This is a genomic window from Gemmatimonas sp., assembly GCF_031426495.1.
GTDB lineage: Bacteria > Gemmatimonadota > Gemmatimonadetes > Gemmatimonadales > Gemmatimonadaceae > Gemmatimonas.
The window spans coordinates 53055-73963 of sequence record NZ_JANPLK010000085.1 but is presented as its reverse complement, the minus strand read 5'-3'; the positions used below and the strand labels follow the sequence as shown (position 1 = coordinate 73963).

The 20909-nt window shown below is 65.1% G+C and carries 17 protein-coding genes; 6 read left to right on the top strand and 11 right to left on the bottom strand.

What is annotated here, in order from left to right; genetic code table 11:
• Positions 1–138 precede the first annotated feature (138 nt).
• The 3 genes from ettA to RMP10_RS22930 form a co-directional block, all read right to left on the bottom strand.
• Positions 139–1809 carry an energy-dependent translational throttle protein EttA gene (gene ettA / locus RMP10_RS22940; RefSeq protein WP_310572395.1) on the bottom strand — a complete coding sequence of 557 codons (1671 nt, stop codon included), beginning with the start codon at positions 1807–1809 and terminating at the stop codon, positions 139–141.
• Positions 1810–1873: 64 nt separating this feature from the next.
• Complete coding sequence (locus RMP10_RS22935; RefSeq protein WP_310572394.1) at positions 1874–2710, bottom strand: peptidase E; 837 nt, start codon at positions 2708–2710, stop codon at positions 1874–1876.
• Positions 2711–2748: 38 nt separating this feature from the next.
• Complete coding sequence (locus RMP10_RS22930; protein ID WP_310572393.1) at positions 2749–4155, bottom strand: M20/M25/M40 family metallo-hydrolase; 1407 nt, start codon at positions 4153–4155, stop codon at positions 2749–2751.
• Positions 4156–4248: 93 nt separating this feature from the next.
• Here RMP10_RS22930 and RMP10_RS22925 point away from each other — a divergent pair, with 93 nt between their 5' ends.
• Together RMP10_RS22925 and RMP10_RS22920 are read left to right on the top strand one after the other, a co-directional pair.
• Entirely contained in the window at positions 4249–4989 is a 741-nt protein-coding gene (locus RMP10_RS22925) for a cytochrome c biogenesis protein CcdA (protein WP_310572392.1), read from the top strand.
• Positions 4990–5095: 106 nt separating this feature from the next.
• Entirely contained in the window at positions 5096–5596 is a 501-nt protein-coding gene (locus tag RMP10_RS22920) for a TlpA disulfide reductase family protein (protein ID WP_310572391.1), read from the top strand.
• Here RMP10_RS22920 and RMP10_RS22915 read toward each other — a convergent pair.
• The 4 genes from RMP10_RS22915 to RMP10_RS22900 form a co-directional block, all read right to left on the bottom strand.
• On the bottom strand, positions 5580–7895 hold the full coding sequence (locus RMP10_RS22915; protein ID WP_310572390.1) for an oligopeptide transporter, OPT family: 2316 nt from the start codon (positions 7893–7895) through the stop codon (positions 5580–5582). The two genes, RMP10_RS22920 and RMP10_RS22915, sit on opposite strands and share 17 nt — an antisense overlap.
• Positions 7895–8425: a DUF4199 domain-containing protein gene (locus tag RMP10_RS22910; RefSeq protein WP_310572389.1), complete on the bottom strand. Its 531-nt coding sequence runs from the start codon at positions 8423–8425 to the stop codon at positions 7895–7897. Before RMP10_RS22910 ends, RMP10_RS22915 begins: the two co-directional genes overlap by 1 nt.
• Before the next feature lie 130 nt (positions 8426–8555).
• Positions 8556–9029 carry a response regulator transcription factor gene (locus RMP10_RS22905; protein ID WP_310572388.1) on the bottom strand — a complete coding sequence of 158 codons (474 nt, stop codon included), beginning with the start codon at positions 9027–9029 and terminating at the stop codon, positions 8556–8558.
• A 42-nt stretch (positions 9030–9071) separates the two neighbouring features.
• On the bottom strand, positions 9072–10520 hold the full coding sequence (locus RMP10_RS22900; RefSeq protein WP_310572387.1) for an aminotransferase class V-fold PLP-dependent enzyme: 1449 nt from the start codon (positions 10518–10520) through the stop codon (positions 9072–9074).
• Between the two features lie 46 nt (positions 10521–10566).
• Here RMP10_RS22900 and RMP10_RS22895 point away from each other — a divergent pair, with 46 nt between their 5' ends.
• The 4 genes from RMP10_RS22895 to RMP10_RS22880 all read left to right on the top strand — a co-directional run bounded on the left by RMP10_RS22895 (position 10567) and on the right by RMP10_RS22880 (position 16066).
• Positions 10567–11349 (top strand): hypothetical protein, encoded by a 783-nt coding sequence (locus RMP10_RS22895; RefSeq protein WP_310572386.1) that lies wholly within the window; start codon positions 10567–10569, stop codon positions 11347–11349.
• Positions 11350–11562: 213 nt separating this feature from the next.
• Complete coding sequence (locus tag RMP10_RS22890; RefSeq protein WP_310572385.1) at positions 11563–14520, top strand: YDG domain-containing protein; 2958 nt, start codon at positions 11563–11565, stop codon at positions 14518–14520.
• Positions 14517–15305 carry a hypothetical protein gene (locus tag RMP10_RS22885; protein ID WP_310572384.1) on the top strand — a complete coding sequence of 263 codons (789 nt, stop codon included), beginning with the start codon at positions 14517–14519 and terminating at the stop codon, positions 15303–15305. The genes RMP10_RS22890 and RMP10_RS22885 overlap by 4 nt, the downstream gene beginning before the upstream one ends.
• A complete protein-coding gene (locus tag RMP10_RS22880; RefSeq protein ID WP_310572383.1) occupies positions 15302–16066 on the top strand; it encodes a hypothetical protein in 765 nt (254 codons plus the stop codon). Before RMP10_RS22885 ends, RMP10_RS22880 begins: the two co-directional genes overlap by 4 nt.
• 10 nt (positions 16067–16076) lie before the next feature.
• Here RMP10_RS22880 and RMP10_RS22875 read toward each other — a convergent pair whose 3' ends face one another.
• The 4 genes from RMP10_RS22875 to RMP10_RS22860 all read right to left on the bottom strand — a co-directional run bounded on the left by RMP10_RS22875 (position 16077) and on the right by RMP10_RS22860 (position 20780).
• Positions 16077–17714, bottom strand: coding sequence for an NAD-dependent malic enzyme (locus RMP10_RS22875; protein WP_310572382.1), 1638 nt, complete (start codon positions 17712–17714; stop codon positions 16077–16079).
• Complete coding sequence (locus tag RMP10_RS22870; RefSeq protein ID WP_310572381.1) at positions 17711–18187, bottom strand: RidA family protein; 477 nt, start codon at positions 18185–18187, stop codon at positions 17711–17713. The genes RMP10_RS22875 and RMP10_RS22870 overlap by 4 nt, the downstream gene beginning before the upstream one ends.
• 80 nt (positions 18188–18267) lie before the next feature.
• Positions 18268–19752, bottom strand: coding sequence for a pyridoxal-dependent decarboxylase (locus RMP10_RS22865; protein WP_310572380.1), 1485 nt, complete (start codon positions 19750–19752; stop codon positions 18268–18270).
• Entirely contained in the window at positions 19749–20780 is a 1032-nt protein-coding gene (locus tag RMP10_RS22860) for a DUF1835 domain-containing protein (RefSeq protein WP_310572379.1), read from the bottom strand. Before RMP10_RS22860 ends, RMP10_RS22865 begins: the two co-directional genes overlap by 4 nt.
• Between the last annotated feature and the right edge of the window lie 129 nt (positions 20781–20909).

Sequence of the window (20909 nt, the reverse complement as noted above, 5' to 3'; positions counted from 1 at the left end):
TCAACGACTCTGACCCCTTGAACCGCCGGGATGCCTCGTCGTGAGCAGCGGATGTCGCCGCACCACGTGCACCGGCTGGCTCGGACACCCTCGACCTTCCCAGCCCCCGCGTACCACGATCCCACCGCAAGCAACAGCTTACGAGCGTACCAACTTCTTGTACTTGATCCGCGTCGGCATATCCGCATCCGGGCCCTTGCGACGCTTCAAATCTTCGATGTACGCGCCGTAGTTCCCCTCAAACCACACCGTCTCCGAATCCCCTTCGAACGCCAGGATGTGCGTCGCCACGCGATCCAGGAACCAGCGATCGTGGGAGATGATCACCGCGCAGCCGGAGAAATCGAGCACCGCATCTTCCAGCGCACGCAGCGTATCGACGTCGAGATCGTTCGTCGGTTCGTCGAGCAGTAGCAAGTTGCCACCCTGCAGCACCGTCTTCGCGAGGTGCAACCGGTTGCGCTCACCACCCGACAGGTTCGCCACCAGCTTCTGCTGATCCGCACCCTTGAAGTTGAAGCTGGCGGCATACGCGCGGGAGTTCATTTCCCGCTTGCCCACGGTAATCGTCTCGCGTCCGCCCGAGATCTCTTCCCACAGCGTGCGCTTGCCCTCGAGCGTGCGCGACTGATCCTGATACGAGATCTGCACCGTTTCACCGACCTTGAGCTCACCACCATCGGGCTGCTCGAGACCATTCACCATGCGGAACAGCGTGGTCTTACCGGCACCGTTGGGGCCGATGATACCGACGATGCCGGCGCGCGGCAGATCGAACGACAGATTGTCGAACAGCAGCTTGTCGCCGTACGACTTCTTGAGCCCCTTCGAGATCACGACGTCGTTACCCAACCGCGGCGCCGGCGGAATGACGATTTCGTTCTGCATCGCGCGATCCTGCTGCGCTTCGCTGGCCAAATCTTCGTACGCGGCCAAACGGGCCTTGTTCTTGGCCTGACGCGCGCGCGGTGACATGCGCACCCACTCGAGCTCGCGCTGCAGTGTCTTCTGACGCGTGCTCGCGTGCTTCTCTTCGAGCGCCATGCGGGCCTGCTTCTGCTCCAGCCAGCCAGAGTAGTTGCCCTCGTACGGCACGCCCTTGCCACGATCGAGCTCGAGAATCCACTTCGCCACGTTGTCGAGAAAGTATCGATCGTGGGTGATGGCGACGACGGTACCGGTGTAGCGCTCGAGATGATGCTCCAGCCACGCCACGCTCTCGGCGTCGAGGTGGTTGGTGGGTTCATCGAGCAGCAGCATGTCCGGCTCTTCCAGCAGGATCTTGCACAACGCCACACGACGCTTCTCACCACCCGACAGCTTGGTCACGTCGGCATCGCCCGGCGGCAGGCGCAGCGCGTCCATGGCCACGTCGATCTTGTTGTCGAGATTCCACAGATCGTGCTGGTCGATGTACTCCTGCAGCTTCCCCTGCCGGTCGATCAACGCGTCGAAGTCCGCATCGGGCTCGGCGAACTTGAGCGAGATGTCGTTGAACTCGTTCAGCGCATCACGCTGCGCCTTGACCGCGAGTTCCACGTTGCCGCGCACGTCGAGCGTGGTGTCGAGCTCCGGCTCCTGCGCCAGGTAGCCGATGCGCGTACCCTTGTGGGCCCACGCCTCGCCCTGAAACTCGGTATCGACACCCGCCATGATCTTCAGCAGCGACGACTTACCGGCACCGTTCGGACCGAGCACACCGATCTTCGCGCCGGGGTAGAACGACAACCAGATGTCATCGAGGATGATGCGCGAAGGCGGAACCACCTTGCGCAGCGCCTTCATGACGTAAATGAACTGCGGAGCCATATGTTGGGCCGAATCCGAAAAGCGGAAGTCGAAGAGCGGAGGAAAAGAGACTCGTGAAAACTAGCTAGATCGCGTCGGGTTCCAGAGTGCGTTCCGACACCTTTCCATTCACCACGCTCACGTAGTACACCTTGGCCTCCTTCCGCGTGGACACCACGCGTTTCACGGCCGTTTCCTCGAAGTAGATGCCGGCATCGTTGTCGCAGGCGTAGCCGGGCTTCATTTCGCCCGACCCGATGAGCCGCTGATACAGCGGACGGCGCCCCGCCTCGGCGTCGTAGTGCGGCGAGTGGCTGCCCGGCAGGAAGCCCAGGCACTTCACGATCGAGAGCGCCTTGGGACGCGAGTCGGTGGTGCCTTCCTCGAACCAGCACAGCGAACCGGCACTCGCCCCGCCGAGCACGATGCCGCGGTCCCACGCCGTGCGCAGCACCTGATCGATTCCTTGCGCCTTCCAGATCGCCTGCTGATTGAGCGTGTTGCCCCCCGACGCCACGATCGCGTCCATCGACAGCAGGACCTCATCCCAGCCCTGCTTCTGCGACAGGCTCTCGATGAACACGTTCTGCACGAACGGTTCGACGTTCAGCGGCGCGCACGATGCATAGAAGCCGAGCGCAGACTGCGGGCTGTCGGCCGACGCCGACGGCAGGAAGCAGATGCGCGGCCGCGCTTTGCCGGTGAGTTCCGCCATGTACTTGATGAAACCCGTGCGGAAACCGCCGCCCGCGATCAGAATCTTGCGCGTAGCGCGCTCCGTGCGCATGGGCGCCATCGGCACGTCGTCGTACTCGGTCACACCGGTCGCGTCATGCACGAGTCGCTCCGTGCCGCCCATCGAATTGGCGAGCGCACCCGCCGTTCCCAACGCTGAGGTCACGAGAAACTCCCGTCGAATCATGTCCGGCTCCGCCGTAGTGGTGAATCACTGTCTGCCCCTCACTTCTTGATCAACACGTCGGTCATCTTGCGCACCGGGCTCACGTACGCGCTGATCACGCTCTCGTTGCCGTCGGCGCCGATGGCGGCCACGCCGAACACATAGTCGTCGATCGACACGTTCGGCATGAGCAGCTTGGTCACGTTGCCCACCACCTGCGACTTCTGCCAGTCGTTGGTCCACGCTTCACGCCAGTACACGCGGTATGCCACCGCCCCCGCCGACGGCTGCCACTGCAAACTGGCATCGTAGCCCGACGTGCCGCGGCCAAGCGTGGGAGAACCTCCGCCCGTGGTTACGCGCGGGGCCGGCGGCGCCAGTGCCACCGAGGCGGCCGACGCCGCGTTCACCCGCGCGTTCTGCGCGAGGTAGCGGAAGTCCATCCCTTCCAGCTTGTCGTCGGGCGAATGCTGCCGCTCGTAGTTCTCGTTCGCCTCGCGAAACACGATGGCCGGAAAGTCATTCGCCGTGAACGACGAGTGATCGCTGCCGCGACCGAAGCGGTCTTCACGCGCCATCAGGCGAATCGTGTGCGACGGCACGTAGGTCCCCGCCACCCGCTGGACGTAGCGCGCCAGCGACCGATGCGGCGAATCCTCCGGGCCCAGCGAGTAGATCTTCACGCTCTCGCCGTCGATGATGCCGTTGCCGCCGAGGCTGCTGCCCACGATGTCGTTGTTGAAGTTCGCTTCGACGACGCCCTTCGCGTTGCGCAGCGCCGTGGCATGCGCCATCGAGCCAATCAGTCCCTGTTCCTCTCCGGCCCACGTCACGAACACCAGTGTCGCATCGAAATCGATACCGCTCTCGGCGAATACCCGCGCCAGCTCCATCGTGAGCGACGTACCGCTGCCATCGTCGTTCGCGCCCGGCGCATCGGCGTCGTTGTTGATCGTGGGACGCACCAATGGCACACTCGGCGCCGCACCGGCGGCGGTGGACGTCGCGTCAGCACCCGCCGGACGTCGCGAGTTGACGGTGTCGTAGTGACCGGTGATGTACACGCGGCGCGCGCTCTTGCCCGGCAGCACCGCCACTACGTTCACTAGCTCCACCTCGCGCGTAATACGCCCCTGCTGGGCCAGCATGTGCCGGTCGTATGACACCTGCAGCTTGGGACTCATCCGCTTGAATTCATCGTAGATCCAACGCCGCGCCGCTCCGATGCCGCGCGCGGTCGACATGGTATCGGATAGCGTGGAGCGCGTGCCGAAGCCGGCGAGCGTGGTGGCGGTGGCCTGCAGCCGCTGCTGCGACACCGACGCGACCAGCTTCTCGATGCGCGGGTCGGCGTCGGGGCGTACCGCCTGCGCATGCGACACCACGGTGGTCGACAGGCTGGCAACAGCCAAGAGCATCAGCGACTTCGTCGGTCCGAACATCAACACCTCAGTCAGTGGGGGCATAGCCAAGCATGATCCCCATTATCCGCCCCGGGCGCCAGAGCCCCGTTCCAACCCGCGGCAACGCTCGCCCGCGTCGGGCCGTATCTTTCCGACATGATTGCCATCACGCAGATCGCCGACGTCACCGCGCAGCTCTCGTCCAACCCCGCAGCCGCGCTCCCGCTCCTCTTCGGGGCCGGAGTCCTGACATCGCTCACGCCCTGCGTGTATCCGATGATTCCGATCACCGCCGCCATCGTGGGTGGCCAGTCATCATCAGAACAGTCCGGCGCCACCATAGCGTCAAAGTGGCGTCCATTGGGGCTTTCGCTCACGTATGTGTTCGGGCTGGCGTCTGTGTACGCCGGCCTCGGACTCCTCGCCGGACTCACCGGCACCATGTTCGGTACCGTATCGGCCAACCCGTGGGCCTACTTCGCCATGGCGAATCTGCTCATGCTGGCCGCCCTGTCGATGTTCGACGTCATTCCCGTCCGCGTGCCCGCCGCCATCATGCAGCGCGCCGCCAATGCCGGAACCGGCGGACGGGTAGCGGGTGCATTCATCATGGGGGCGGCTTCGGGATTGGTGGCCGCGCCCTGCTCCGCCCCGGTCATGGCCGCCGTCCTCACGTGGGTGTCGACCACCGGCTCCGCCCTGCTCGGCTTTCTCTACCTCTTCACCTTCTCGCTGGGCATGTGCACGCTGCTGGTCGCCGTCGGCCTTTCAGCGGGCTCACTGTCGCGATTACCTCGCGCTGGTGCGTGGATGCTGACGGTAAAAAAGGTGTTCGCCTTCGTCATGCTCGGTATGGCGGAGTACTACCTCGTGAAGATGGGGCAGGTCTTTTTTTAACGGCGAAGTAGCGAGTATGGGGTACGGGGTCGGGAGTACAAACGCCCCGCGTCGCCTCGTACTCCCTACCCCGTACTCCATACTCCATACTCCATACTTGGCAGTTATGAAATCCTTCCGCACGCTCTTCACCGCCCTCGCTGCCGCGACGATCGCCTTATCGTCCCCCGCCCTCGCCCAGGACCTCGGTATCGCCGTCGGCGAAACGGCGCCCGTCGGCCCTCTCGAGACCCTCGACGGCAAGACGGTCGATCTCTCCGCCTACCTCGGCAAGACGCCGGTCGTGCTGGAGTTCTGGGCCACGTGGTGCGGCAACTGCAAGCAGCTTGAGCCAGCCATGCGCGCCGCCATGACCAAGCACGGCGCCAAGGTGAAGTTCGTGACCGTCGCGGTGTCGGTGAACCAGTCGGTCGAACGCGTGAAGGGCTGGCAGAAGGCCAACAAGCTTGGCGGCGAGCTGCTGTACGACAAGAAGGGCACCGTGAGCGGCGCCTACGACGTGCCGGCCACCAGCTACGTCGTGGTCGTCAACAAGGCCGGTAAGATCGTGTACACCGGCGTCGGCGGCACGCAGAACCTCGAAGCGGCCATCAAGAAGGCCCTGTAGCAGGTCTGCCAAGCAGCTTCTCGCGACCGGTCAGATAGAGCACCGCGATCAACGCCACGAACGGCACCAACGACAGCACGTCGGCCATCGGCCCCACGAACAGCGGGTTGTTCACCGACATCGCTTCGATCGCGCGATTGAGACCCGCCATCGCCGGCACGCCCGCCACAAAAGCGATCAGGATGCCGGCGATCGCGCCGCCTGCGATGTAGCCCGACGCCATCAGCACCCCGGGACTCTTGTCTCCTTCCGCCGCCAGTTCGTCGTCGGTGAGGTTGCGCCCCACGTGCTTGCGCGCGATCCAGCGATCCACCGCCCAGCGCACCACGCCGCCCACGAAGAGTGGCGCCGAGGTGGAGATCGGCAGATAGACGCCCACCGCAAAGGCCAGCGACGGAATCCCCGACAGCTCGAGCACGAGCGCGATCATCGCGCCCAGCAGCACGAGCCCCCACGGCAGCTTGCCGCCCAGGATACCCTTGATGATGTACGACATCAGGGTCGCCTTGGGCGCGTCGAACTTCGGCACATCCTGCCCGTTCGCGAGCTTCCGGATACTGCCGTTGATGCCCGGATCCACGAAGTACACCGGCTTGCCCGCATCATCCACGAGATACTTCTCGGCGTTGCCACCGCTCGGGTCTTGGCGGTGCCACACCCAGTACTCGCGCGAATCGGTGCTGCCGTCGGCCATGACGCCGTCCACCGATTCACGCCGCTCGAGCGTGCGCACATCCACCATCTCACCGCTGGTGAGCGCCGTGCCACCACGCGCATCGGCCGCCATCGCCGTCGCACTCACATACACCGTGCCAGCAGCATTGAGGCGCAGCAGAATCGGCCCCAGCGCCAACGCCGACACCAACGCCCCAACCACGATCGCGATCTGTTGCGAGCGCGGTGTGGCACCCACCAGGAAGCCCGTTTTCAAGTCCTGGGACGTGGTGCCGCCGTTCGACGCGGCGATACACACGATGGCGCCGATGGAGAGCGCGGTCACGTAATAGTTGCTGCCCGTCCACCCCAGCAACACAAACGCCAGACAGGTGAGCAGCAGCGTGGCCACCGTCATACCGGAAATCGGATTCGACGACGAACCGATCTCGCCCGTTAATCGCGATGACACGGTCACGAACAGAAAGCCGAACACCACGATCAGCAGCGCCGCCGCGATGCGTGTGCCGAAGCCGGTACCGCCCACATACAGCGGACTCGCGCCCACCAAGGCGACCAGCAGCGCGACGATGCCAAGCAGCACCAGCTTGATCGACAGGTCGCGGTCGGTCCGCACCGTATCGCGCACCGTGGCGGCGGTGGAGTTGGACACATCACGCAAGCCTTCACGCAAGCCATGCCAGATCGTCGGCATCGAGCGAATCACACTGATGATGCCACCCGCCGCCACCGCGCCGGCACCGATGTACAGCACGTACGCATTGCGAATCGCTCCAGGGCTCATGTCGCGGATCAACGCGCGAGCCTCCGGTGCCAACGGGGTCATGAGCGCCGATCCGAAGTACGCGATCATCGGAATGAGCACGAGATACGCCAGCACGCCGCCGGCGAACATCACCGCGGCCACGCGCGGGCCGATGATGTAGCCCACGCCCAGCAACTCCGGCGACACTTCCACCGACACTGACGCCGCCGAGAACGGCGCGCCGAACACTTTCTCCGGCACATCCTTCCAGGCACGCAGTGCCGACATCGCGGTCTTGTACACGATGCCGATCCCAAAGCCGGTAAAGATCGTGCGCGCACTCGTGCCGGCTCCTCCCAACGATTCCTGCTCGCGCTTTGCCGCGTCGCTCGCCGCCGCCCGCGACTCGGCGTTGGCACCGGCCTTGAGCACCTCGGCGCACGCCGTGCCTTCCGGATATTTCAGCACACCATGCTGCGCCACGATCAGGGCGCGACGCAGCGGAATCATCATGAGAATGCCCAGCACACCGCCAAGCACCGCCACCAACAGCACGCGCGCGATCTCGAGATCGAAACCCAGAATGAGGATCGCCGGCATCGTGACGCCGATGCCGAAGGCGATCGACTCGCCCGCCGAACCCGCCGTCTGCACGATGTTGTGCTCGAGGATCGTCGCATCACGGCCGCCCAGTTTCGCGAACAGACGGAAGATCGTGATCGAGATGACCGCCACTGGAATCGAGGCGCTCACGGTGAGTCCGACCTTGAGCACCAAATACAGCGATGATGCGCCAAAGATCAAACCGAGCACCGCACCCACGAGCAGCGGCACCGGGGTGAGCTCGCGCAGGCGGGTTTCGGGGGCGATATAGGCCATCAAGTCTCTCGTGGAGGGACGGTACGCCGGCTCAGCAAGCCAGCCGACACCAACGTCATAATCAACGCCACCGGCAGCGGTTCGAGGAAGGTCATGGCCGCATTGATCGCTGGGTTCTGGTACATCGCCTCGAACTCCGCCATCTCCTGCTGCTTCTTCGCGACGGCCGCCTCGCTCTCACCAGCAGCGCGAGCCTTCGCAATTGTTTGCGCCGTCATCTTCTCGGCGAAGTCAGGCATGAACTTGAAGTACATGATTTCCCACGTGGCCACGTAGCAGCAGGACGCGATCAACGCGATGAGCGCGCCAACCTTCAAGGCGCGCCCAAAGGTCAACGAGCCTCCCGCCACGGTATCGCGATAGCTGCGGACGCCGAAATAGACGAACAGAAAGGCCAGCACCATCGTCGTGTAGCCAACGACCATGCCGAGGTCGAAGCCGATCGTGTCCTGGAATGGGATCGTGATGGCCATCATGGCCGACAGGAGCGCGCCGGAGATCAGGCCGAACTTCAGAACGATGTTGCGCATAGATCGGGGCGTAGGCGTGGAAGGGGCGAGCGTGAACGTCCGCCAGTCTGGTCTGCGGAGGCCCGCGAGCGCGTCACCCGAATAGATGATTTCCCTGCAAACCGGCGAGAATCACCCATTTGGGGGATGATCAGGGGATCAGTCCGGCCTCTTTCGCCCGCTGAACCGCCTGCGTGCGCCGCTTGGCCGAGAGTTTGCCGAACAGACGAGCGGCGTGGGTTTTCACGGTGTTCTCGCTCACGTAGAGCCGTTCGGCGATCTCGCGATTGCTGTGGCCAGCCGCCATGGCCTCCAGGATATCGAGCTCCCGCGGCGTGATCCCCAGCGCCGATAGCCGTTCCGCATTCCGCTCGAACGGTCCCACCGGCACTTCGACCGGCACTTCGACCCGCACCTCGACCGGCACCTCGCGTACGACCACGGTCTCGCGCGGGCGCGTGAGCTTGCGGCCGAGCCAGAGGCCGAGCGCCGCGAAGAGCGCGGCGACGATCCCCCCGTAGATCTCGAGCGAATGCTCGAGCACGAGAAATCGGTATTCGACGAATCGCAGGCCGGCGATGAGCACGCCGCCCACGAGGCCATACAGGAGAACGGTCTTTTTCACGCAGGATCCTCGGGACGGCCAAAGATGCCTCGACGACCGGCGTTAGGCGACTGCCCCGCCCACGTGCCGATGCTTTTCCACCACCACGGCGATCGCGGCCCCCATGTCCTCGACGAGGTGGTCGATCTGCACCGCGTGCGTCCGGAAGCTCAGCACGCACACGCGCCCCACGTACCGCCCACCGGCCACGGCGCCGCTGATCATCACGCGTCCCCGCTGCGACACGGCCGCCATGAGCTCGCGCGTCGCCGCGTCCTCCTGCGCCAAGGTGGCACCGGGCCACGTCAGATGAAACGGAAACAGTGACAGCTCCGGCGGAGCGTCGATCACCACATGCGGCAACTGCGCGACCCGCGCCGCCGCATCGAGCGCCAGCGTACGCTTCTCGGTGATCACCGCCCGGAACGCATCGGCGCCATACAACTTGATTGTGAGCCACATGCGGAGCCCGGGAAATCCGCGCGAGAGGTCGGGCCCGTGTTGGCTCGGATCATAGAACTCCTGCGCGCACGGCATGTCGGGTAGATAGTCGGCCGTGGCCCCGTGCGCCGCCCGCAGCGCCGCACCATCGCGCACCAACAGCGCGCCCGTGCCATACGGCATGAACATGCCCTTGTGCGGATCGAGTGTGAGCGAATCGGCGCGTTCAATGCCACGCAGCACCCCACGGGTGTCGTCGCACAGCTGGAAGAACGCGCCGTAGGCGCCATCTACGTGATGCCACAGCTGTTCGTCGGCGCAGACGTCGGCAATCGCAGCGAGCGGATCGACAGCACCCGTGTTCGTCGTGCCGGCGTTCGATACCACCATGAACGGCAACAGCCCATCGCGGCGATCCTGCGCGATGGCATCGCGCAATGCGTCAATGGCCAGATGGAACTGCCCATCACAGGGAATGGAGCGCACGCGATCGGGCATGATGCCGGCGAGCTTCGCCGACTTGATCACGCAATGATGCGCCTGATCCGACGTGTACAGCACACCGCGACGGATATCGACGCCCAGATACTGTTCACGCGCGCACAGTACCGCATTGAACGTGGCCATCGAGCCGCCGGTGGTGAACACCCCCCGCGTACCGACCGGGAATCCCATCCACTCGCGCAGCCACTCGAGTGCGTTCGCCTCGAGCTGAACCAGCGCCGGCGCCGCCTGCCAGATGCCGGTGTAGCGATTGGTCGTATCGGCGATGAAATCGGCCAGTGCCGCCGGAAACAGGCCACCGCCCGGAATGTACGCGAGATATCCCGGCGACGGCGTGTTGAACGACTGCGGGATGTACGTCGTGAACAGGTCGTCGAGCAGGGCGGTTAGCGGGGTGCCGGAGCGTGGCGATGACTCGCGCATGCGCTCGCACAGCGCTTCCGCGTCGTGTACGCCGTGTAGCGGCTGGCTCGGCAGCGTGGTAATGTGCTCCACACAACGCGCCACCACTTGGTCGGCCATGGCGCGCATCTCGTGCGCGCTGAATTCGAGATCGATGATATGCACGCGCGGAAGTATTCCGCCGCGGCACCCGAAGCGCCATACTCTGCGCATGTTCTCACGCTTCACGAAGGCGATCGTTCGCCCACCAGCGCGCAACTTCGCCGACGGACTCACCACCGTCGATCTCGGCGTGCCCGACGTCGAGCTGGCACTCGCGCAGCACGCCGCCTACTGCGCCGCGCTCGAGCGCCATGGCTGTAGGGTTATCGCACTTCCCATCGACAGCGCGCACCCGGACTCCACCTTCGTCGAGGATACCGCGCTCATTCTCCCGGGTCAGGGCGCCATCATCACACGTCCGGGCGCTGAGAGTCGTGCAGGCGAAGTGCATGCCGTCCGCGACGCGCTCTCCGCATACTTCGCCGAACTGCCCGAGATCACGAGCCCCGGTACGCTCGATGCGGGCGACGTGTGCGAAGCGGGACAGACGGCATTCATCGGGATTTCGCTGCGCACCAATCACGACGGCGCGCGACAGCTTGCCGAATGGCTGTCGCGATACGGTGTCACGTCGCGGCTGGTCGACATCCGCCACACGCCCGGCATTCTGCATCTCAAGAGCGGGGTCGTGGCCCTCGATGCCGATCGCCTGCTCTGTATCGACGCGCTTGCGGCGCACGAGGCATTTGCCGACCGGACGGTGCTGCGCGTGCCGTCCGGCGAGGAGTACGCCGCGAACTGTGTGCGGGTCAATGACGTGATCTTCGTGGCCGATGGCTTTCCCGGCACGCACGCCGTTCTGCGTGCGGCCGGTTATACGCTGGTGCCGTTGGCCATGAGCGAGTTCGCCAAGATGGATGGGGGACTCAGCTGCCTCTCGCTGCGATTCTGATCGAGCGCATTCCGCTGGCGCGAAGTGTCAAGCATGAAGTAAAGAACATCATACATTTGAGATCAAGCGCAGGCCGCGTGCGGCCGAAACCACTGTACAGAGGTCAAGTGTCAGCGAGGACGCTGGCTCCCGCCTGACGTTTACAGTGGAGTTAGACGCATGTGGTACGCGGCAATTAGACGACGGTGGAGCCGGATCATTGGCGCCTTGAGCATGTCGCTGACGCTCGGCGGAGCTGCCTCGGAGCTTGGTGCGCAGACCATGATCAGCGTGCCCTTCACCAATGGGTTTGTGGGCACTCGTGGCACCTCGGCGGGCACGGCCAACAATGTACTGACGTTCGCGACGCTTGAAATCGCGCGCATCTTCTTCATTCAAAGCTCGTCAACCAGCACGTTCGAGATTCAGGGGAACGACATCCCGGGCACGATGCGCATCGTGCGGACGAACGGAACGATCCTCGAACTGCCCGCGTCGGCCAATTGGCGCAACAGTGGCGGTACCACATACCTGATTGGATTCCTGCCCCGACCGACGTCGCCGATCACGCTCACGTATAGTGGCGGATCCATCCAGATCACGGATGGCGCGGTGAACGGCGGCACCAGCATCGGTGGGTACGCCGCCGCGTACGCAGGCACGAAGCTCACCGATGGACAAAGCACCAACGGCAACGCGGCCATCTCGCAGGTGCTCGCGGGACTGAACGACTATCTCGCCACCGTGATCGCATCGAGACCGGCCGGACCGGTCACGGTCACATCGCTCGGCACCTCCTCCACGACCCCAACGATCACCGGCACCGCGACCGTCGGCACTGGTGAAGTCCTCACCGTCGTGGTGAATGGCGTGCAGTACTCCACCAGCACGTCGCCCGCCATTGTGCGCAGTGGCAACACTTGGTCGCTCACGCTGACCACACCACTAACGACCGGCACGTACGAGGTCGTGGGCACAATCACCAATACCGACGGCTTCACACTGAGCGACGCCAGCACGAACGAACTCACGGTCACACCGGTCACCAGTACGGTCACCATCGGCGGCAGCTTCACCGCCAACAACAAAGTCTACAGCGGTGACACCACCGCCACCGGCACCACCACGAGTCTCACGCTGGTCGGTGTGAACGGCAGTGACAACGTGACCATCGCCTCCGTTACGCTCGGCTTTCTCACGGCCCCCGTTGGCACCGCCAAGACCGTTGTGATCACCGGCGTCACGCTCGGCGGCACCGACGCGGGCCTCTACACGGTGAGCCTGACCGGCGCGCCCACGGCCACCGCCAACATCACACCGAAGCCGCTTACTATCGCCGGCAGCTTCACCGCCAGTAACAAGGTGTACGACGGCAACACGTCAGCGACGATCGCCACCAACAGCCTTACGCTGGTTGGGGTGGTCAGCCCCGATGTCGTCACACTCGCCACACCGACCGCCGCCTTCGCGACGGCCTCCGTCGCCAACGGTAAGACTGTCTCGCTCACGGCGGCCACCCTCGGTGGCGCCAACAGCGGCAATTACTCGATCAGCGTATCGGGCGCACCGACTACCACCGCCAACATCACCTCGGCCGGCGGCACGGTCACCATCGGCGGCAGCTTCACCGCGAACGACAGGCTGTACAGCGGAACGACCGCGGCCACCGGGAACACCAGCAGCCTCACACTTGTCGGCGTCACCAGCCCTGACAACGTTACCATCGCCTCGGTTACGCTCGGCTTCCTCACGCCGACGGTCGGTAACACCAAAACCGTCGTGATCACCGCTGTGACCTTAGCGGGAAGCCAGGGCAATCTGTACACGGTGAGTCTTGCCGGCGCGCCGACCGCCACCGCCAGCATCACCGCGATGCCGCTCACGATCGGCGGCTCATTCATGGCCAACGAGAAGCTGTTCGACGGCACCACCTCGGTCACCATCAGCGCCAACACGCTCACACTCATCGGGGTACTCGGCGGCGATAACGTCACGCTTACCGGCGTCACGTTCGCCTTCGGTGATCCAGCCGTCGGCACACAGCGGCCGGTTGGCATTACTGGTGCCGTGCTCGGAGGCAGTGCCGCCGCGAACTATTCGCTGAGTCTCAGCAACGCACCGAGTGCCGCCGCCGACATTCTCGCGGCAACGCCGCCCTCCGTGCCGCGCGCACTCGTGGGCGTCTCGGGCGACGGACGGATCACGCTCACCTTCGAGATCCCGGCCATCGAGGGTTGTCGCGCCGTGTCGGGGTACGCCGTGGAGCGCAGCACCGACAACGGGGCCAGTTGGCAGCGCACACTGCTTGATGGCCGCTCGCTCACTTCATGGACACTGCAGGGGCTCACCAATAACGTGCCCACCCGCGTTCGTGTGGCGGCGGTGAATACGTGCGGCATGAGCGCCTTCGTCGAAGTGCCGGGGCCGTTCATTCCCATCGGTCCGGGCCGCACCAGCGGGGGGCAGCCGACGACCACGCCGCGCGGCACGGGCACGCTCACCTCGAGCACCAATCCGGTCACCGTCGAAGTGGTTCGCGATACGGTCCTCCGGGTGTCCGATGGCACTGTCACGCTTTCGCTGCGCTCGAGCGATGCCTCGAACACGGCCATCCCGATCGACAGCAGCCGTACCATGCAGCTCGATCAGGGTGGACGCGCCACTACCGAAGGCAGCGGCTTCGCGCCGGGCACGTACGTGTCGGTGTTCATCTACGCACCGAATGGCACGCCGATCCTGCTCGGCACCGTGCTCGTCGGCAGCGATGGCACGTTCCGCACCACCGTACCGATCCCAGCCTCGCTGCCGCCTGGCAACTACACCCTGCAGGTGAACGGTATCGATCGGACGCATACGCCACGAACGGCCACGCTCGGCGTCGAAGTGGCCGAACCGCCGGCCGACGTTGAACTCACGGCGGTGCCCGATCAGAGCTCGCCCACGGTTGGTGACACGATCACGATCACGCTGACGGTGCTCAACAAGGGTACCGGCCCCGCGCTCAACGTCATCATCCCGCGCGCCTTCACCGAAGCCGGCTTCACGATCGTGAAGACTACGCCGATCGACGGCAGCTACAACGACGTGACGAAGCAGTGGACCATACCGCGCATCGAACCAGGCGCCCGCGCGCGCCTGCTGCTCACCGCCATCGTGCTGCCGCCCGCCGCTCCTCAGCCGAACACGCCATGATCTCCCTCATGAAGGCCCCTATGACCATCTGCACGCTACGGGTGGTGCGGACCCTGCTCACCGCATCGCTGCTCGTGACCGCCTGTGCGCCCGCCGACATGGTGCGCGCGGTCGACAACGCCCCGGCCAGCATTGACCTGAGCGTCGTCAGCGCCGCGCCGCTCGAGAGCTTCGGTGACACGGCACGCGTGCAGTCGCGCGTACTCGACCAAACAGGTAGCGCGCTAGCCAACGTGCCCCTGCGCTGGTCGTCATCACCCGCCGGCGTCGTGCAGATGGTCGGCAACGGCATCTTCAGCGCGGTCGGCAACGGCCGCGTCATCATCATCGCCGAGGTTGATCCCGCGGAAGGCGGCGTCCGGCCACGCGGATATTACAGCGGGCCGATCGCCGACACCGTCGTGATCGACGTGCGCCAGCGTGCCGTACGCCTGACCATCTCGGTGGCCGATACGACATTCAAGGCACTCGATGCCCGACGGTCGCTCCGCGCCGAAGTCGCGGACCGTCGCGGCAACCTGATGGGGCCGAGTGTCGCACCCGTCTCCTGGCGTTCGGCCAACGCGACCATCGTGAGCATCGACAGCGCTGGCGTTGCGCGCTCGCGGGCTGAAGGACGCACGAATATTGTTGCCACCAGCGGCGAGCTGTCGGCCACGGCCGCGATGTCGGTCACGCCAAGACTGCCGCACGTGTCGTGCATGGTCTTCGCACAGCGTCGTCAGTCCAAAACGTCGTGCGTGTCGCTCGACTTCGTGTTGCGCGAGCGGGAGGCCGGACGATGAGCCGCACGATGCGATTCGCCTCGCGTGTGGCCGCCGGCCTTGTGGCGATTCTTCACGGGCCCGCGCTGCACGCGCAAGCGGCACCGCAGGATTCCTCCGCCTGGTCACGTGTCAGCGTCGCCGTGCGCTACGGTGTGCTCACGCCATCGGGCAACAGCGAGGTGTATTCACTCATCGACCGAGCGCTCGATCCCGGTGCGTCGACGTTGAGTCCGCGACTCACCGGGATCGATCTCTCCGTACGCATCACGCCACGCTGGAGCATCCGCCTCGGCGCCGAGTCGGGTGAACGCACCATGGGCTCCGTCAGCCGCGTATCGCCGGCCACGACCACCAGTGCCGTCGCGCAGCAAACGGCACTGCAGGTCGCATCGGCCCAGTCGCTGGGCGTCGAGTGGCGGGCTGCTCGCTGGACGCGGTCTGGCGGGGCGGGGCTCGATCGCGCTCGTGTAATACTGGGCGCGGGCGTCGGCACGGCCCGCTACCGCTTTCATCAGTGGGGCGCCTTCGTGGACGCCGAACGGCTGGTGGCGTATCGCGACGATTTCTACTCGACCGGTCGCGGCACCTTCGAGTACCTCAGCGCAGGCTTGGATGTGCCCATCCGACGATGGGTCGCCCTGCAGGGTACGGTGCATCAGCAGTTCGGCTCGGCGCCGATGAGCGACGACTTCGCCACCTTCGATCACATCGATCTCGGCGGCACTAACGTCAGCGTGGGCGTGCGCTTCTCGCCTGCCGGACTGTTCGGCAGGCGATAGCGCACACCTATTAGATCAACGATACGTAGTGCGGCTCGAACATCGCGTCGGTCACCGCGGCCGCGATGTCGGCCGGCCGTTCAACGCGCGCCAACCCGCTATCGAAGGCCAGGGTAGCCACTTCGATCGCGATGGCGCGTGACACGTCGCGAATGCGCGACACGCTCGGATAGATGCGTCCCATTGCCAGATCGTCGCCGGTGACCATCGACGCCAGCGTGCGCGCAGCCGTCGCGAACATCGCTTCGGTCACGCGTGACGAGGCGCTCACGATGACGCCGAGTCCGACGCCCGGGAAGATATAGGCGTTATTGCCCTGCCCCGGCACGTGCGTCTTGCCCTTGTACGTGACCGGCGCGAACGGACTGCCGCTGGCGAAAATGGCGCGACCGTCAGTGCCCGCGTACGCCTGCAGCGCCGTGCACTCGGCCTTCGAGGTGGGATTGGACAGCGCGAGGACGATCGGTCGCGCATGCTCCCGCGCCATCGCCTCCAACACTTCTTTGGTGAACGTATTCGGCGTGCCCGAGACGCCGATGATCGCGTGCGGCTTGAGCGATTCCACGGCGTCCAGCAGCGTGCGCACCGACGCATGATCGTGGGCGAACGGCTTCTTGTGCTCCGCCAAGTCGGTGCGCGAATGCTCCACCAGGCCCTTCGAGTCCACGAACCAGCAGTGACGCCGCGCTTCGGCGAGCGACAGTCCCTCTGAGCAGAGCGCCTCGACCACGAGATCGCCGATGCCGATGCCGGCCTCACCAGCGCCGAGGAAAAGCAGGCGCATGTCACGCAGCGGCGTGCCACTGATGCGCGCCGCCGAGTACAAGCCCGCCAGCGCGACCGACGCGGTGCCCTGAATGTCGTCGTTGAAGGTGCAGATGCGATCGCGCCACCGTTCGAGTAGCGAGAACGCGTTATGGTTGCCGAAGTCCTCGAACTGCAGACAGGCCAGCGGGAAGCGCGCTTGTACTGCCTCCACGAATTCATCCAGCAGCTCGTCGTACTCGGCGCCTCGCAACCGCGGCTGACGCAGTCCGACGTAGGAATGACTTTCGCGCAGCGAGGTGTTGTTCGTCCCGACGTCGATCGTAATGGGTAAGCACTGATTGGGCGATACCCCCGCGCACGCCGTGTACAACGTGAGCTTTCCGATGGGGATGCCCATTCCGTTGGCCCCGAGATCACCCAAACCGAGAATCCGCTCACCATCAGTCACGACGATCATGCGAATGTCGTCTTGTGGCCAGTTGGCGAGCACTTCTGCCACATGTCCCCTGTCGGCAGCTGTGATGTACATGCCGCGGCTGCGACGAAAAATGCGGCCGAACTCTTCGCACGCCTGTCCCACGGTGGGCGTGTACAGTACCGGCATCAGCTCTTCGAGGTGATCCATTACCAACCGATAGAAGAGCGTCACGTTCCGATCGTGCAGCGCCACCAGATAGGCATACTGCTCCAGCGGCGACGGCTTCGAGCGCACACCGGGCAGGATGCGCGCCATCTGCTCGTCCTGCGACATCACGCGCGGCGGTAGCAGCCCGCGCAACCCGAACGCATCGCGCTCGGCATCAGTGAACGCCGTACCCTTGTTCAGCACGGGGTCGTGCAGCAGGTCGGAACCACGTTTGAGTTGGAGCGGGGTCGTCACGGCTTCTCCAGAGAACGGATCTGTGCGCTGCATTTGATTTCCACGCGCGCGGCGGGACGCGGGAGGGCCGTCACGGCGACCGTCGCGCGCGCCGGGGGATCGACGCGGAAGTACTCGGTATATACACCATTCATCGCGGCGTAGTCGCGCATGTCGGTCAGGAACACCGTACACTCGCCGACATCGGCCATCGTGGCACCGGCCGATTGCAGCGCCGTGCGGATGTTCTCGAGCGTCTGACGCGTCTGGATCTCGACGCCGCCCTCGATGATGTCCTGCGTGCCCGGCTTGATGCCGGTCATGCCCGAGACAAATACCTGATGACCGGCACGAATGGCCACCGAGTACGCCGGCACCAGCGGCGCGATGCCCGGTGGATTGATCGGGCGGCGGGTGGACGCGGGCGGCGCACAGCCGCTGAGCAGCAGACCGAACGCCGCGGCGGCGCGACGCGTCAGGAGAGCTTTGCGCATGGCGGTGTTCTCATGAAGCGAGGGGAGTGGAGGTTTCGCATCAGAACACAAATGCGACCTCGAACCGCGAAGCGCTAGTGCTAGCGCTTGTGCAGGATCAGCGCGGCCTCCGCCGACAGTCCGTCCACGAGCGCGGCGAGATGCGTCTCGTTGGTGCGTGCGTTCATCACGGTAATGCGCAGTACCCGGCGACCGTCCAGTGTCGTCGCCGTAATCCAGCCACGCCCCGACCGGTTGTACCGCTCGCGCAGCACATCGGTCAACGTGTCGAGATCCGCGTCCGCCACGCCCGACGGCGTCCACGCGAAGCAGAGAATGTTTGACGTCGGTTCGTGCAGCGGCCTGAAGTCGCTGCGGGCGCTGAGCAGGCCATGGAGCGTCTGCGCCATCCGGCAGAGCCGATCGTATAGACGCGCCAGATTGTCGGAACCGTAGCGCTCGATCGCCACCCACAGCTTCAGCACATCGGCGCGACGCGAACACTGGAACGAACGCGGACCCATATCCCAGATCTGGGCGTCGGATCCGGAGCTGAAGAGATACGGCGCCGCCTGCGTGAAAGCGCGCGTGAGTTCATCCTGATCACGCACCAGCACCATACCGGCCGACAGTGGCAGTAACAGTGTCTTGTGCGGGTCCCACGCCAGCGACCGCGCGCGCACCAGCCCCTTCACGCGATGGCGATGCTGCGCAGACAAGATTGCCGCACCGCCATGCGCGGCGTCGACATGCAGCCACAACGGACCACGATCGTCTGCGAACTCGTCGCACAGATCGGCCACCACGTCCAGATCATCGAAGCTGCCGGTTGCGGTACATCCGGCCGTGGCCACCACGGCCATCACGCGCGTACCGCTGGCCCGCAAGGCTGCCAGTCGCTCGCCCAGGGCATCCGTATCCATGCGCAACGCGCGCGACGGAATCACGATCACGCGCGCCAGTCCCAGTCCCATCTCACCGGCTGCCCGCGAGACGGCGTAGTGCGTATGCTCGCCGCACACCACCACCGGCGGGTTCGCCCCCAACCCGTTCGTCCACACGTCAGGCACCGCGCGACTGCGTGCCGCCAAGAGCGCGGCGAACGTCGCTTCCGTACCACCCGACGTCATGGTGCCGCCGGCCTGCTCATCCCACCCCACCAAGTCGGTCATCCAAGCGATGACCTGATGCTCCAGCGGCGTGAACGACGGCGACATCTCGCGCACGGCCTGCGATTGATTGAGCGCGCTGATCAGCGCATCGGTCCACACCGCCGCCGGCAGCGGGGCCGACACCTGGTGCCCGATATACATCGGATGCGCCAGTCGATTCACGTCCTCCAGCAGCAGCGACGACAAGCGACGCGCCACATCCGGCAGCGCGCGCGCACCGCGCGGCATCGGGCCGGCGATGCGATCGGCGATCACCTGCGCACTGTGCCACGTCGATACCGGACCCTCGCCCCGACGCGTATCCGCGAAGTAGCTCGCCGCCAACTCGAGAATCGGTCGTGCCGCTTCGAGCGTCGTGTCTGCTTCGAGCATCGCCAGCAGTTCGGCGTCGATGTCGGCGATGGTGTCCGTCATGGGCGGGGAAAGAGTTCGGTCCGTTGCGTGCGCGCGTCCCAACGCCAGTACTGCGCATTCGTGCAGTGCGTGCCGCCGATCCAGCGATCGATCCCGTTGGCCCGAACTGCATCGGCGCGGGCGCGAACCACATCCTGCCCGAATGGCGTGAGTTGCACCGCACGCTCCCAGAACGCTCGGCCATCGGTGTCCCGCAACGGCGCAATCACGCGGGATCCGTTGGTATGCACCACGATCGGATGCGCGCAATCACTGAGACGCTCGGCGTACCACGCGAAGCTCCAATCCCCGAGCCATACCCACGACTCCGTCGCCTGATGCGCCGCGAACAGCTTGCCCAGCGTGATCGTGCCCGGCGACAGCGCTTCACACAACTGTCGCTCGCTGCGCGACAATCCGGCGTCCGTATCCGGATACTCCTCGAGCTGCCGACGCAACGCCGCCACCAGATGCGGCAACCGCACGCGATCGTCCGACGTGAAGGTTCGCGCGGTCACCTCGCGGTCGAGCCGGTTAGTCACGTGCAGCAAGTCGTCTGGCGTACTCGACGTAAAGGCGCGCCAAGCGATCCCACCGTGCACCAGATCGTCCGATGTAATCGCGCGACGTGCCGCGTACAATGGCACGAACTTCTCCGGCAACATCGGTCCGAGGTAGCAGTCGGCAGGCACGATCGTGAGCAGCGGCCGCTCACTCGGTGCCCGGCGCTCGAATCGCGCCAGAATCTGGATCAGCTGCAGTTGATCGTACAAGTCGGGCTCGAACCACAACACCACTTCATCGCCCGCGCCGACATCCTCCAGGCGCGCATCCCGCTGCTCGAAGTCGCTGACCGCCGCCGCGATGTTCGACCACCCTCGGCTGGCCAGAAAATCGGCGCGGACGCGATGAAACGCGCCGAGGTCGTCATCCGCTGGCACGGGACCGTCGTGCAGCAGGTCGCGCCAGGAGACAATGTCCCCGGGAAGGCCGGAGCGCGCGAGCGCGCTGGCGGCCGAGTCGCCGTTGGTAAGGTGCAGGGTGAGCATGGCATAAGTATGTTGTCCGTAGCCGAGCAGATGCGCCAGTTGCCACGGGCGTTTGCATTCGCGGCCCGCCCTTCGTGTTCTTCACTCCGCTGCCACGATGCCAGAGCCCCGCGCTGTCGCTCCTCACGT